Source organism: Streptomyces sp. NPDC051561 (assembly GCF_044454195.1).
Taxonomy (GTDB): Bacteria; Actinomycetota; Actinomycetes; order Streptomycetales; family Streptomycetaceae; genus Streptomyces.
The window spans coordinates 154,313-167,873 of sequence record NZ_JBITDM010000013.1 but is presented as its reverse complement, the minus strand read 5'-3'; the positions used below and the strand labels follow the sequence as shown (position 1 = coordinate 167,873).

At 72.4% G+C, this 13,561-nt stretch carries 12 protein-coding genes; 8 read left to right on the top strand and 4 right to left on the bottom strand.

The window, feature by feature from the left end:
* Positions 1 to 90 precede the first annotated feature (90 nt).
* From ACIA73_RS26545 to ACIA73_RS26525, 5 genes are all read left to right on the top strand, one after another.
* A complete protein-coding gene (locus ACIA73_RS26545; protein WP_399441228.1) occupies positions 91 to 2,499 on the top strand; it encodes a protein phosphatase 2C domain-containing protein in 2,409 nt (802 codons plus the stop codon).
* A gap of 182 nt (positions 2,500 to 2,681) precedes the next feature.
* Positions 2,682 to 4,424: a pyruvate dehydrogenase gene (locus ACIA73_RS26540; protein ID WP_399441227.1), complete on the top strand. Its 1,743-nt coding sequence runs from the start codon at positions 2,682 to 2,684 to the stop codon at positions 4,422 to 4,424.
* Positions 4,425 to 4,595: 171 nt separating this feature from the next.
* Entirely contained in the window at positions 4,596 to 4,769 is a 174-nt protein-coding gene (locus ACIA73_RS26535; protein WP_399441226.1) for a hypothetical protein, read from the top strand.
* Entirely contained in the window at positions 4,766 to 5,020 is a 255-nt protein-coding gene (locus tag ACIA73_RS26530; RefSeq protein WP_399441225.1) for a hypothetical protein, read from the top strand. The genes ACIA73_RS26535 and ACIA73_RS26530 overlap by 4 nt, the downstream gene beginning before the upstream one ends.
* Positions 5,021 to 5,386: 366 nt before the next feature.
* Complete coding sequence (locus ACIA73_RS26525; RefSeq protein ID WP_399441224.1) at positions 5,387 to 5,821, top strand: ATP-binding protein; 435 nt, start codon at positions 5,387 to 5,389, stop codon at positions 5,819 to 5,821.
* Between the two features lie 63 nt (positions 5,822 to 5,884).
* Here the strand turns inward: ACIA73_RS26525 and ACIA73_RS26520 are convergent, their stop codons facing one another.
* Both ACIA73_RS26520 and ACIA73_RS26515 read right to left on the bottom strand, forming a co-directional pair.
* Positions 5,885 to 6,949 carry a DUF2637 domain-containing protein gene (locus tag ACIA73_RS26520; protein ID WP_399441223.1) on the bottom strand — a complete coding sequence of 355 codons (1,065 nt, stop codon included), beginning with the start codon at positions 6,947 to 6,949 and terminating at the stop codon, positions 5,885 to 5,887.
* Between the two features lie 221 nt (positions 6,950 to 7,170).
* Entirely contained in the window at positions 7,171 to 8,046 is an 876-nt protein-coding gene (locus tag ACIA73_RS26515; protein ID WP_399441222.1) for a (2Fe-2S)-binding protein, read from the bottom strand.
* Between the two features lie 136 nt (positions 8,047 to 8,182).
* On the opposite strand from ACIA73_RS26515, the gene ACIA73_RS26510 reads away from it, so the two are divergent.
* A complete protein-coding gene (locus tag ACIA73_RS26510; protein WP_399441221.1) occupies positions 8,183 to 8,986 on the top strand; it encodes a GntR family transcriptional regulator in 804 nt (267 codons plus the stop codon).
* Positions 8,987 to 9,021: 35 nt separating this feature from the next.
* Here the strand turns inward: ACIA73_RS26510 and ACIA73_RS26505 are convergent, their stop codons facing one another.
* On the bottom strand, positions 9,022 to 9,831 hold the full coding sequence (locus ACIA73_RS26505) for a hypothetical protein (protein ID WP_399441220.1): 810 nt from the start codon (positions 9,829 to 9,831) through the stop codon (positions 9,022 to 9,024).
* Between the two features lie 216 nt (positions 9,832 to 10,047).
* Positions 10,048 to 11,757, bottom strand: coding sequence for a PucR family transcriptional regulator (locus ACIA73_RS26500; protein ID WP_399441219.1), 1,710 nt, complete (start codon positions 11,755 to 11,757; stop codon positions 10,048 to 10,050).
* A 292-nt stretch (positions 11,758 to 12,049) separates the two neighbouring features.
* Here ACIA73_RS26500 and ACIA73_RS26495 point away from each other — a divergent pair, with 292 nt between their 5' ends.
* Complete coding sequence (locus tag ACIA73_RS26495) at positions 12,050 to 12,943, top strand: FAD binding domain-containing protein (RefSeq protein WP_399441217.1); 894 nt, start codon at positions 12,050 to 12,052, stop codon at positions 12,941 to 12,943.
* Positions 12,944 to 12,945: 2 nt separating this feature from the next.
* Positions 12,946 to 13,557 carry a (2Fe-2S)-binding protein gene (locus tag ACIA73_RS26490; RefSeq protein ID WP_399441215.1) on the top strand — a complete coding sequence of 204 codons (612 nt, stop codon included), beginning with the start codon at positions 12,946 to 12,948 and terminating at the stop codon, positions 13,555 to 13,557.
* Positions 13,558 to 13,561: the final 4 nt, after the last annotated feature.

The window sequence follows — 13,561 nt, the reverse complement described above, 5'->3', positions numbered from 1 at the left end:
CCGGCTCCGGACACGGGCGCACTGGCCCCGGCGCCACGCCCCCCGGCGGACTCCCCCCAAGCGGATGGCTCGGCCGCTCCCGCCCCCCGGATGGGACCCCCGCCCGCTTCCGCTCCACGCACCGATTCCTCGCCCGCGCCCTGGGAGCCTCCCGCCCCCGATGCCCCGCCCCGTACCTTCGGCCCCGATCCGCGCGCGGAGCCCCGGCGCACCACGACCCGGGAGTGGGACGCGTGGCTGCCGACTCCGCGTCGTGGGGCGCGAGTTGCCCCGGACGCGGAAGCCCGGCGGGACGATCCGGCCGACGAGGTACGGGACGAGGAGCCCGTACAGGACCCGACCGGATGGCCGGACCCGCGCCCGGTCGCGGGAGTCGACCCCGCCACCACCTCGACATGGGGACCGCCCCCGGCACCCCCCGGCCCGCCCCCTGCGCCCAACCCCCGCGCGGGCGGCGCCCGCCGCACCCGACGCCTGTGGGACGAGCCCACGGAACCCGCCGCCCCCCGTGGCCCCGTTCCGGCACCCCGCATCGGCGGCCCCACCCCGGACCCGGACCGGGCCGCGCCCCAGGACCCCGACGCCCCAACGGCCCCCACCGGCGCCGTCATCCGGGACACCCCCGCAGCCCCCGCCCCCACAACCGACCCGGCTGACTCTCCCGTCCCCGACGACGAACACCCCGCCCAATCCGCGGCCCACCGCGACGAACCCCAACCTCCCTGGACCACACTCCGACCTTGGGAACCACCGGCCACAACCCCCGCCAACACCTCCCACCGCCCGCCTCCCCGCCCCCGTACCGAAACCCGCGACGAGACCCGGGCCGAAAATCGAACCGAGACCGGCGACGAGACCTGGGCCGGAAGCCGGGCGCAGGCCGGCGACGAGACCTGGGCCGGAAGCCAGGCTCAGGCCAGCGACGAGACCTGGACCGGAAGCCGGGCTCAGGCCGGCGACGAGACCTGGACCGAAAACCGCGACGAGCCACGAGCCGAGACCGGGTCCGAGACCGGGTCCGAGACCCGCGACGAGCCACGAGCCGAGGCCCCCCGCCGAGACCTCCCCCCGCTCCCCACCTCCTTCCCGGCCTGGGACGACGGCCTCGCCGAAGAACCACCCACGACCCCGCCCCCGGCACCCCCACGCGACGCCGCACCCACACCCCTTGAGCAGCTCCTCCCACGCGCCGCCGCAGCCCCACCTCCCGGGCAGCCACACCTCCCACGCGATCCCGCTCCCCTGGAACAGCCCCGCCTCCCACGCGCCGCCGCACCCCCACCCCCCGACCCAGCAGACCCCCCACACGAAGCCCCGCCCCCCGAGCGCACCGCGCCCCCGCCCCCCAGCCGCACCCCGACCGCCGAGTGGGACGCCCCTACCGCGCCTCCCGCCCCCCTCGCCTCGGCCGCTCCTCCGGTCTCGCCCGCTCCGCGGCCCGCCACCGCTCACATCGGTGACGGTCCGCCCACCTATGACCCCGAGCCCACCGCGCTGGTCACCGCCGATCCGAACAACCTGGACGCCCTTGTCCCCGACACCGTGCTCGACGGGGCGCGGTACGGCTCGTACACCCTGCGTGCGGGCTCGGTGCGCGGCGACTCGGCGCGCTACCGCGGTGAGCCTCGGCGTGACGCCCTGCTCGTCGCCCGGTTCGGCGACGGTGTCAACGGGCTGGTGCTGGTCGCCGTGGCCGGCGGAGCCCGCGCGTCCGAGTGCGCCCACCTCGCCGCCGCCGACGCCTGCGACTGGATCGCCGGGGCCGTCGGCCGCAGCCACTCCCGCCTCGCCGAGGACATCAGGGCGGGTCGCCGCGGTGACCTCAAGTCGGGCCTGCACCGCCTCACCGACCGCAGCTTCGGCAAGCTCCGGGCCCGCGCCGCCGAACTCGGCCTGGAACCCGGCGAGTACACCGCCGACCTGCGCTGCCTGCTGCTCCCCGCCGACCCCGACTGCCGGACCCGGATCTTCTTCGGTGTCGGCGAGGGCGGTCTGCTGCGGCTCCGTGACGGGGTCTGGCAGGACATAGAGCCCCCCGAGCCGCGCCCCGACGCGCTCACCGGCGCCCCGGTGGTCGGCTTCGGCGCCGTACCGACAAACCTGGGCGCCGTACCGACAAACCTGGGTGCCGTACCGACGAACCCCGAAGAAACGGCATCCGACGTCACACAGCAGGACGACCCCGAACAGACTCCGCAGGGCGACCGCCTCACCATGGACCTCGGTATCACCACCGGCCCCGCCCCGCACGTGGACCTCGTGCCGCCCAGCTCGCTCTTCCGGTTCCGGGCCTCGGTGGCCCGGCCGGGTGACACGCTGCTGCTGTGCAGCGCGGGCCTCGCGGAACCGCTGCGCGGCGAGCCCGCCCTCGCCGGCGAGCTGGCCGCACGCTGGGAAGGCCCGGACGTCCCCGGTCTGGCCGGCTACCTCGCCGACATGTCCCTACGGGTCAAGGGATACGCCGACGACCGGACGGCGGTCGCGGTCTGGGAGACGTAGCCGCAGAAACGCAGTCGAAGGCGGGCCATTCTGTCGATATGTCCAGATGGAGGGCATGCAAAAGCACAGAGACTCTCGACGGGCATGAGCGCATATTTCATGGGTTGATGGGACAGGCGGGGGAGGAGAACCACAGAACCGTCGTCCCGGCGGACCGTCGTCCCGAGAGGTGTGACCCGGCCATGGCCAAGCAGAAGGTGGCGGAGCAGTTTGTCGACACACTCGTCCAGGCGGGAGTCCAGCGCCTGTACGGAGTCGTCGGAGACAGCCTCAACCCCATCGTCGACGCGATCCGGCGCAACGGGTCCATCGACTGGATCCAGGTCAAGCACGAGGAGACCGCCGCCTTCGCGGCAGGAGCCGAGGCCCAGGTCACCGGCAAACTGGCCGCCTGCGCGGGCTCCTGCGGCCCCGGCAACCTGCACCTGATCAACGGCCTGTACGACGCCCACCGGTCCGCCGCCCCGGTCCTCGCGCTGGCCTCGCACATCCCCTCCGGCGAGATCGGCACCGGCTTCTTCCAGGAGACGCACCCCCAGCAGCTGTTCCAGGAGTGCAGCCACTACAGCGAGCTGATCTCCTCCACCAAGCAGATGCCGCGCGTCCTGCAGTCCGCCATCCAGCACGCGGTCGGCCGCAACGGCGTCAGCGTCGTCACCCTCCCCGGCGATGTGGCGGGCGAACCGGTCAGCGAGGACGGCGGCGACCTCACCCTCGCCACCTCCCGCCCGGCCGTCCGCCCCGGCGAGGCCGAGGTCGCCAAGCTGGCCCAGCTCATCGACGACGCCGACCGGATCACCCTGTTCTGCGGGGCGGGCACGGCGGGCGCACACACCGAGGTGATGGAGTTCGCCGAGCGGATCAAGTCCCCGGTGGGCCACGCGCTGCGCGGCAAGGAGTGGATCCAGTACGACAACCCGTACGACGTCGGCATGAGCGGACTGCTCGGCTACGGCGCCGCCTACGAGGCCACCCACGAGTGCGACCTGCTGATCCTGCTCGGCACCGACTTCCCGTACACCGACTTCCTCCCCGACAACGTCCGCACCGTCCAGGTCGACGTACGCCCCGAACACCTCGGCCGGCGCACCAAGCTGGACCTGGCCATCTGGGGTGACGTCCGCGAGACCCTGCGCTGTCTGACCCCCCGGGTACGCGCCAAGTCCGACCGCCGCTTCCTCGACAAGATGCTGAAGAAGCACGCCGACGCGCTGGAGGGCGTGGTCAAGGCGTACACCCGCAAGGTCGAGAAGCACACCCCGATCCACCCCGAGTACGTCGCCTCGGTCCTCGACGAACTCGCCGACGAGGACGCCGTGTTCACGGTCGACACCGGCATGTGCAACGTCTGGGCGGCCCGCTACCTCACGCCCAACGGCAAGCGCCGGGTGATCGGCTCCTTCTCGCACGGCTCGATGGCCAACGCGCTCCCGCAGGCCATCGGCGCCCAGTTCACCGACCGCTCCCGCCAGGTCGTCTCGATGTCCGGCGACGGCGGCTTCTCGATGCTGATGGGCGACTTCCTCACCCTGGTGCAGTACGACCTCCCGGTGAAGGTCGTCGTCTTCAACAACTCCTCCCTCGGCATGGTCGAACTGGAGATGCTGGTCGACGGCATGCCCTCGTACGGCACCACCCACCACGCCACCGACTACGCGGCCATCGCCCGCGCCGCCGGGGCGCACGGGGTGCGCGTCGAGAAGCCCAAGGACCTCGCGGGCGCCCTCAAGGACGCCTTCAAGCACAAGGGTCCGGCCCTCGTCGACGTGGTCACCGATCCCAACGCGCTGTCCATCCCGCCGCGCATCAAGGCCGAAATGGTCACCGGTTTCGCGCTCTCCGCAAGCAAGATCGTGCTGGAGGGCGGCGTCGGAAGGATGGTCCAGATGGCCCGCTCCAACCTGCGCAACGTCCCGCGCCCGTAGCGTCGGGGCGAACGGGGGTACGCCGTACGAGGGAACGGTGGCGGCGCATGCCGCAAGGGGCCGTACGGGTGGAACCGGTCGCTCACGGCTGGCCTGCGCGCCAGCCCGCGGAAGTACTTCCGATCAAGTGATCATCCGTACTTCAGCCCCCTGGAAGGGTCCGTGACGCGCATGTCTTCCACCCGTCGATTCGGCCGCATCTCCGCGGCCGCCGTCGCCGTCGCCGTCCTCACCTCCCTCGCCGCCCCTGCCGCGTTCGCCGCTGCTCCGGCCGTCGCGCCCGCCGCCGGCTCCGCGGCCGTACCGCCACCGTGGGCTCCAGGGCCGGTGTCAAGCTCGGCATGATCGCCGACGCGGTGATCGACGCCCACGGCAGCGTCCAGGCCTCGGTCCTGTTCGACGGCGGTCTGGTCCTGGACGCCGACGCCCTGGTCCTGCTCGACGCCGGGCTCGGCACCCGCGTCTTCGCCGGCATCGAGGGCGACGTCGTGGTGGGCACGGCCGTCAACGCGATCATCGACGTGGACGCCGACCTGGCCGTCGCACTCGGCCTCGACGTCGACCTGGATCCGGGTTCCGGTCTCCGCCTCCTCTGACCCAACTGACCGCCGTTGTGCGGAACGTGAACGACCGGTGCCCGGTCCTCGCTCGCCGGGAGGACCGGGCACCCGTACGTCCGGAGGGCGTCACCTCCCGCATGGGGTACGCCGGGAACGACAGCCGCGCCTCGGGCGAAGGGGCGAAACGTGCCGTGCGGCCCCTACGCCGCCCCTACCGGACATGAGTGTCGTCTCCCGGGATGGGCATCCATTCCGTGAGGGTGTTCGAGCAGAAAGGGTCGGACCGGGGTGTGGGTGGGGGTTATGACGAGACAGCATCCGGGCAGGGCTGGGCCGAGGACACACGGCCGTACGGCCGCGGGTGAATCGAGGCCGGGCGGGACCAGGGGTGGCGAAGGAAGGGTGGGCGGTACGGGGGAGCGAGGCGCCGCGGGCGAGGAGTACACCGGACTGTGCTGCCGACTGGGCCGGGCGGATCTGACCGCTGTGCCCGAAGTGCGGCGCGCGCTGCGCGAGTTGCTGCGGCACTGGGGACGCCCGGGCTGCGCCGAGGTGGCGGAGCTGCTCACCAGCGAACTGGTGACCAACGCGCTGATCCACACCGACTGCGACGCGGAACTCACCGCGACGCTCCACCGCTCCACGCTCCGGGTCGAGGTCCGTGACTACCTGGAACGTCTCCCGGAACCCAAGCTCGCGGACTGCGACGAGAGCACCCACGGCCGCGGGCTGCTCCTGGTCCAGGCACTCGCGGACGCCTGGGGCGTACGGATGCAGGGGAGGGGCCTGGGCAAGGTGGTGTGGTTCGAACTCGACGGGGGCCCGGCCGGTGCGTGACCGGTCCGGACCCCCGACGCTTCTCCTGTGCGGCGGCGTACCCCGCGGGGTGCGCCGTGGCGGCTAACCGAACTGCTGCTCAAGGTCCTTGAGCTTCTGTTCCAGTGAGTCGAGCCGGGGCAGTGCCTGGGTGTCGTCCTCGGCGGTCAGGTCGACGGTACGGGTCTCAACTCCCTTGGTCCCAGCGCCTTTCACGGCCTGGAGGGAGGGCCGGGAGCGAAGCGGCAGTTGCTCCGCTATGGCGGGCTCCGCGACGGCGTGCGGCGCGGAGCCCGATCCGGCGGAACCCAGGGGTGTCACATCGACCTGACGGCCGCCACGGTTGCGCCCCCAGGCACGGTGCTGGCGGTTGATGGCCTTCAACTGGGCCCGTTCCAGCTTCTCGTGCTCCCGCCTGCGGAGACGGTTCTGCGTCTTCTGCCGCTGGTCCTCGCGGACCTCGTCGACCGCCTCGTCCAGTGTCCGAACGTTCTCCAGCAGCATCAGCGACCAGGCCCCGAAGGTCTCCCTGGGCGCCCGCAGCCAGCGGACGATCCGGATCTGGGGGAGCGGCCGGGGCACCAGGCCCTGCTCGCGCAGTGCCGCACGGCGGGTCTGCTTGAGCGCCCGGTCGAAGAGGACCGCCGCCGAGAGCGACATACCGGCGAAGAAGTGCGGGGCACCCGCGTGCCCGAACCCCCTCGGTGCGTGCACCCAGTTGAACCAGGCGGCGGCCCCGGCGAACGTCCACACCAGGAGCCGGGAGCCGAGCGCCGCGTCACCGTGGCTGGCCTCCCGCACCGCGAGCACGGAGCAGAACATCGCCGCCCCGTCGAGCCCGAACGGCACCAGGTACTCCCAGCCGCCCGACAGGTTCAGATTCTGCTGCCCGAAGCCGACCAGCCCGTGGAAGGACAGGGCGGCGGCGACCGCGGCGCAGCAGAACAGCAGCACATAGGAAGCGCTCCCGTAGAAGGCCTCCTTCCTTCTGCGCCGCTCCTCGCTGCGTTCCCACGAATCCTCCTGGGAGGCGGCGGCCTTGTCGCCCGCCCGCTTGCCACGCGCGACGACTGCGACCGCCGCCAGTACACCCGCGATCATCACGACGCCAGGCAGCAGCCAGTCCAGCGATATGTCGGTCATTCTCATTGCGGAGTCCCTTTGCGTCAGCGCATGCGGCCGGGCCGCGGATCGCGCTCAGTGCGTTTCGGCGACATATTGGCCCACCGCGTGAGGCGCACAAGGGGATTCGGGACAAGAGAACGCCATCGGGACTCCGCACCATGCGGATAGGTGGCAAAAACTCGAACGCCCGCCCCCGTGGGGCGAGTTGAGTTCGAATTGCGCCACCCGCACGAGTGGCGTGGCGATCAGCCGGAGGTTACGGGCTCCGTGATCAGCTTCCTGACCCGGTCCGCGTCGCAGGTCCGGGGGCAGGTGACGCAGGTGTCGTCGGGGCGCAGGGTGTAGAAGAGACAGCAGGTGGCGCGGTCCCGGGTGGGCAGCGATTCGCCGTTCGGACCGGTCAGCTCGCGGAAGCCCGCGGAGGCGCGGTACGGGGCCGTCGCGCCGGGCAGCAGCAGTTCCAGCTCCGCCATCGCCCGCTGCTCCTCGCCGAGCAGATGGGCGACGTACCAGAGCCCCTCGACGATCTCGTCGGTCGCCATGCCCCACAGTGCGTGCGACCGCCGCCGCATCCGCGGCCCGAATCCGGTCAGCACCGGCTCCAGGTGCTCGGCGAGCGCCGCCCGTGCCTCGTCCCGCAGGGCCGCTTCGTCCGGTACGACGCGAGCGCCGGGCAGTGCCGCCGCCGGATCGCCGGGCAGACAGGCGAAGTTTTCCACCCGTACGGTCATCCGCCCCAGCACCCGCTGGAACGCGACGTCCGCGACGGGCACCCGGGGCACCCTGCGGTGCAGGAACCACGGAACGGTCACCAGCAGACAGGCGGGCCACGCGTACCGGTGAAGACCGAAACTGGCGATGACGTCGGGCCGGGCCTGCTGCCCGTAGTCCCGCAGCACCTGTGCGTTGTCCCAGCCGAGGAACGCGTCCAGGGCCGCCCCGCCCGTCGCCAGCTCGTCGGCGCCGACCCAGCCGCCCCCGCGCGGGGCGCTCTCGCCGTCCGTCAGCTCCCGTACGACCAGACTCGGGAACACCTCGGTGAGGCGCGCGTACGAGTCCGCCACCGGGGAGGTGGCGGCAGGGCGCGCGGCGCCGGAGGGGAGCAGAGCGGGGACGGTCATGCAGGGGACCACCGAATCGAATCACGGGCCGAGTGCAGGTAAGCCTTACCTTACCCGATCTGTGGGAGGTTTGAACTGCGGGAGGTGCCACCTAGGCTGCACAGGGACATAAGCCCGCACAACGGAGGTGGACCAGGTGGAGCAGCCCCGAGGGCGAGCCCGCGCGGCCGAGCGGGCGCCGGGGCAGCCGAGGCAGGGGAGTGCCCGTGGGGCGGGCGAGGCGCGTGGTGGGGTGTCCGGCGAGGCGCGTGGTGAGGTGCGTCGTGAAGTGCGGGGCGACGCGCGTGGTGAGCACACCCACAACGGCCCCCGGGCGACGCGTCTGGTGCGGCACTCCGTGCGCGGTCAGATCCTGGACGCCCTGCGCGCCGCCCTGGTCAGCGGCGAGCTCGCGCCCGGCGAGGTCTACTCGGGCCCGGTCCTCGGCGCCCGCTTCGGGGTCTCCGCGACCCCGGTCCGCGAGGCCATGCAGCAGCTGGTCCTGGAGGGCGCGGTGGAGGTCGTCCCCAACCGGGGCTTCCGCGTCACCGAGCGCGCCGAGTCCGACCTCTGCGATCTCGCGGAGGTGCGGGCGCTGATCGAGGTGCCGGTCATGCTGCGGCTGGCCCGCACGGTCAGCCCCGAACGCTGGTGCGCCCTGCGCCCGTCGGCCCAGGCGACGACGGCGGCCGCGGCACGGGGGGACCGGGCGGCCTACGCGGAGGCGGACCTGGCCTTTCACGGGGCGGTGCTGGGGCTCTCCGGCAACCGCCAGCTGGTGAGCGTCGCGGCTGATCTGCACCGCAGGTCGCAGTGGCCGCTGCTGGGTGCGCCGGCGTCCCGGCGGGCGGATCTGGTGGCGGACGCCGCCGAGCACCTGGCCCTCCTGGAGGCCCTGATCGCCCAGGACCTCCAGGTGGTGGAATCACTCGTACGGGAACACTTCACGAGCGCCCACTAGGGCGGCCCGGGTGCCGACGCTGCGGCACCCGGGTGTCAGGCCGTCGCCGCCGGTGGGGCGAGCTGGGCCGCCAGCCAGGTCGGGACGCCGTCCAGGAGGTGGAAGAGGCGGGTGGCCTCGGTACGCAGACGGGTGGCCTCCGGTTCCGGCTGGGCCTCGGCGAGGGCGGCGAGGGCCGGGGCCGTGCCGACCAGATAGCCGAGTTCCTCCCGTATGCGCAGGGACTCGGTGAAGCCGTGCCTGGCCTCGGCCAGCTCGCCCTCGCGCAGGGCGAGTCCGGCGAGGTGGCGCCAGGTGAAGGAGAGCAGCAGGGGCTTGTCGTGCGTGGTGGCGCCCGCGTGGGCGCGCCGGTACGCCGCCTTGGCCGACTCCGGGGAGTCGGAGAGGTGTTCGGCGATCAGGCCCCTGCGGAAGTCCAGGAGGGGGCGGTTGGCGGAGTTCGGGTGCAGCAGGGCCGCTGCCCGGCCCAGTGCGGAACGTGCCTCGTCGGCCCGGTCCCGTACCCCCAACACCGTTGAGGCGTAAGCGAGATGACCACGCTCGCAGGCCGCCTGGCCCCGCTCGTCGTCGTCCTTGGCGAGGGCCTCCGCGCCGCGCAGCGCCTCCTCGGCCTCCGCCCATCCCTGCTCGGTGAACAGACAGCGCTCCACCAGCAGCGCCGTCCGCTGGAGCGCGGGTTTCGCCCCGGGGCGGGAGGCGAGCAGCGCCGCCGCGTCCGCCCAGCAGCCGCGCGACCTCAGTCGCCACACCGCCGTCTGGAGTGGTCCGGCGCCCCCCTCGAACGCCCCCTCCGTACCGAGCTCCCCTGTTCCCGAACCGGAATCCGACATGGCGGTGTCCGCCACATTGCCCTCCCCGAGCGCGCCATCGAGCTGTGAAGTCCGGCCGCTGCGACATCCGTCGGGCGTTCACCGGATGTTCGGTGAACGTCTGTCGGGCATGCGGCCGTGCGCGCATCACAGCATGAAATGACCATCGGGCCAAGGGTCCGGGTGAATGTTTTCACAAAGGGCGCTCCCCACTTGACAGTTGGGGGCCGCACTTCGAAAGGCGGCTCGCCGTCAGCTCATGCGCAGGGCCAGGAAGAAGTCCAATTTGTCTTCCAGCCGGGAGAGATCACGACCCGTCAGCTGTTCGATCCGGCCGACCCGGTAGCGCAGTGTGTTGACGTGCAGGTGGAGCCGGGTCGCACAGCGCGTCCAGGAGCCGTCGCTGTCCAGGAAGGCCTCCAGCGTCGGAATCAGCTCGGCGCGGTGGCGGCGGTCGTAGTCCCGCAGCGGGTCCAGCAGCCGGGCGGTGAAGGCGCGGCGCACGTCGTCCGGCACGAACGGCAGCAGCAGCACGTGCGACGCCAGCTCGTGGTGCCCGGCGGCAGCCACCCGCCCCGGACGCGCGGCGGCGACCCGGCGGGCGTGCCGCGCCTCCTCCAACGCCCCGCGCAGCCCCTCCGCCGAGTGCACCGGCGCGCTCACCCCCAGCGTCAGCCGGCCGTCGTCCGACAGCCCGCCCGACAACGGCGCCTGCACGGCGGCCAGCAGCGTCTCCGCATGCAGCCCCGGGCTCTCGTCACCCTCCGGTACGTCGGCGGAGACGGCCGGCAGCGGCACCAGCGCGATGGCCTCCTCACCGCTGTGCGCCACCGCGATCCGGTCGGCGGGCTCGGCGGCCGCCGCCATCGAGTCCGCCGGAATGGTGGGATCCACCAGGATCTCCTCCAGCAGCGCCTGCGCCGCCGGACCGCTCTCGACGGCCCCGCCGTCCCACTCGACCCGCGCCACCACGACCTGCCAGTGCGGCGCCGCACCGAGACCGGGCAGCAGCACCGGGGCCGCCACCCGCAGCCTGGCCGCGATCTCCGCCGGTGCGGCACCTGCCTGGACCAGTTCCAGGACCTCCTGGGCGAGCCTGCGGCGCACCGTACGGGCCGCGTCCCTGCGGTCGCGCTCCACGGAGATCAGCTGGGTGACGCCCTGGAGCAGGTCCAGCCGGGCCGCCGGCCAGTCGCCCGCGTCGGCCTCCACCGCCAGCAGCCAGTCCGACAGCACGCTCTCGCGCACGTCACGGGAGGCGGCCGTGCCGGCCAGCGCGGCACTCTCGGGGCGGCTCGCGTCCCGGATCGGGAAGAGGGAGTACGTCGTCCCGCCGAGCAGTACCCGGTGCGGGCTGCGGCGGCCGGTGCGGCTGGCGGCCAGGTGCTCGGCGGCCAGCGCCGGGCCCACCCCCAGGGGCAGCGGAGTGTCCGAACCTGCGATCTGCCGGCCCACCGGGGAGAGCACCCAGGCGTGCAGATCCAGATCGGTGGTGAGGAGGTCCAGGACCACCTCGGGGCCGCCGCCCGTCGGGCCCGACGTCATCAGCCGCCGGTGCCGGTCCACCACCGCGGCCAGATCCCCGGCGCGCTCGCCGGAGACCTGCCGTACGACATGCTCGGTGATCGTCGCGAAGGCGACCGCCTCGGTCACCGAGAACAACGGCAGCCGGTGACGGACACAGGCCTCGACCAGGTCGGCGGGGACGCTGCCCAGCTCGGCCTCGCCCGCCGCGAGCCCGACCACACCGGCCGAGGCGAGGATCCGTACGAACGGCTCGGAGTCCTCCGGCACATGGCGCCACGCCAGGCCGGTCAGGACCAGCTCGCCGCCCGCGAGATAGCGGCTCGGGTCGCGCAGATCGGTGGTCATGACGCCGCGCACCGTGCGGTCGAGTTCGTCCTCGCCGCCCAGCAGGCGCAGGCCGAGCGCTTCGGTTTCCAGCAGGGCGCGCAGCCGCATCGTCGTGTCGCCGCCGTTCTGTCTCGTCGGACCGGCCGGAAGGCACCGGTAGCCGTGTGGTCGGTGAAAACTGTGAATTACGGAGAGGTTGCTGATCCCCGTCTTTCGTTCGAATCTACAAGATGCTTACGGCGACCAGCCAACTCCTTCAGTGTTTCGGTGACTGCACCGGGCTGCACACGGCTTGTCTACTTGGGCCACCACCACATGAACAGGACATTGCACAAGGGTCCGATGTCACGCGGTGGCCGTAACTGAACAGTCGCCCCCGAACACGAAGAGAGAGCCACTCATGGACTTCCTTCGCCCCGCCAGCTGGGAGGAGGCGCTCGCCGCCAAGGCCGAGCACCCCACCGCTGTCCCCATCGCGGGTGGCACCGATGTGATGGTCGAGATCAACTTCGACCACCGACGTCCCGGATACCTTCTGGACCTGAACCGCATCGGTGAGCTGCGGGAGTGGGAGGTGGGCCAGGACAACGTGATTCTCGGCGCCTCCGTTCCGTACACCCAGATCATGGACCACCTGCGCGCCGAGCTCCCCGGGCTCGCGCTCGCGTCCCACACCGTGGGATCGCCCCAGATCCGCAACCGCGGATCCGTCGGCGGCAACCTCGGCGCCGCCTCCCCGGCCGGTGACTCGCACCCCGCCCTGCTCTCCGCGGGCGCCGAGGTCGAGGCCGAGTCCGTACGCGGCACCCGGCTCATCCCGGTCGAGGAGTTCTACACCGGCGTCAAGCGCAACGCGCTGGAGCCCGACGAGCTGATCAAGGCCGTGCACATCAAGAAGGCGGACGGCCCGCAGCAGTTCTCCAAGGTCGGCACCCGCAACGCGATGGTGATCGCGGTGTGTGCCTTCGGCATCGCCCTGCACCCCGCGACCCGGACGGTGAAGACGGGCATCGGCTCCGCCGCACCCACCCCGCTGCGCGCCCGCGCGGCCGAGGACTTCCTGAACGCGGCCCTCGAAGAGGGCGGCTTCTGGGAGAGCGGCAAGATCATCACCCCGTCCATCGCCAAGCAGTTCGCGGAGCTCGCCTCCGGCGCCTGCAACCCGATCGACGACGTGCGCGGCACCGCGAAGTACCGCCGCCACGCGGTCGGCATCATGGCCCGCCGCACGCTCGGCTGGACCTGGGAGCAGTACCGCTCCGCCGGCACCGCCACCCTTGAAGGAGCTGCCTGATCATGCGCGTCAATTTCACGGTCAACGGCCGTCCGCAGGAAGCAGACGACGTCTGGGAGGGCGAGAGCCTGCTCTACGTCCTTCGTGAGCGCATGGGCCTCCCCGGCTCCAAGAACGCCTGCGAGCAGGGCGAATGCGGCTCCTGCACGGTCCGCCTGGACGGTGTCCCGGTGTGTGCGTGTCTGGTCGCCGCGGGGCAGGTGCAGGACCGCGAGGTCGTCACCGTCGAGGGCCTCGCCGACTACTCCAAGCACCGCGACGACGCCCACCCCGGTGGCGCGTGCGGCATCGGCGGAGCCTGCGGCGGCGGTACGTCGCTGGACTCGGCCAAGCGCTGGCAGGCCAAGCCCGGTGACTCCAGGACCGGCGAACAGGGCGAGCTCGCCCCGATCCAGCAGGCGTTCATCGACGCGGGGGCGGTCCAGTGCGGATTCTGCACCCCCGGCCTGCTGGTCGCCGCCGACGAGATGCTGGAGCGCAACCCTTCCCCGTCCGACGCGGACATCCGCGAGGCGCTGTCCGGCAACCTCTGCCGCTGCACCGGCTACGAAAAGATCCTCGACGCGGTACGCCTCGCGGCTGCCCGCCAGGAACACCAGGAAGAGACGGTCTAGCACC

Bases quoted from the DNA above. Each gene is read 5' to 3' on its own strand.
- ACIA73_RS26545 (WP_399441228.1), top strand. From the start codon at position 91: ATGGGACCCCCGCCCGCTTCCGCTCCACGCACCGATTCCTCGCCCGCG.
- ACIA73_RS26540 (WP_399441227.1), top strand. From the start codon at position 2,682: ATGGCCAAGCAGAAGGTGGCGGAGCAGTTTGTCGACACACTCGTCCAG.
- ACIA73_RS26535 (WP_399441226.1), top strand. From the start codon at position 4,596: ATGTCTTCCACCCGTCGATTCGGCCGCATCTCCGCGGCCGCCGTCGCC.
- ACIA73_RS26530 (WP_399441225.1), top strand. From the start codon at position 4,766: ATGATCGCCGACGCGGTGATCGACGCCCACGGCAGCGTCCAGGCCTCG.
- ACIA73_RS26520 (WP_399441223.1), bottom strand. From the start codon at position 6,949: ATGAGAATGACCGACATATCGCTGGACTGGCTGCTGCCTGGCGTCGTG.
- ACIA73_RS26515 (WP_399441222.1), bottom strand. From the start codon at position 8,046: ATGACCGTCCCCGCTCTGCTCCCCTCCGGCGCCGCGCGCCCTGCCGCC.
- ACIA73_RS26500 (WP_399441219.1), bottom strand. From the start codon at position 11,757: ATGCGGCTGCGCGCCCTGCTGGAAACCGAAGCGCTCGGCCTGCGCCTG.
- ACIA73_RS26495 (WP_399441217.1), top strand. From the start codon at position 12,050: ATGGACTTCCTTCGCCCCGCCAGCTGGGAGGAGGCGCTCGCCGCCAAG.
- ACIA73_RS26490 (WP_399441215.1), top strand. From the start codon at position 12,946: ATGCGCGTCAATTTCACGGTCAACGGCCGTCCGCAGGAAGCAGACGAC.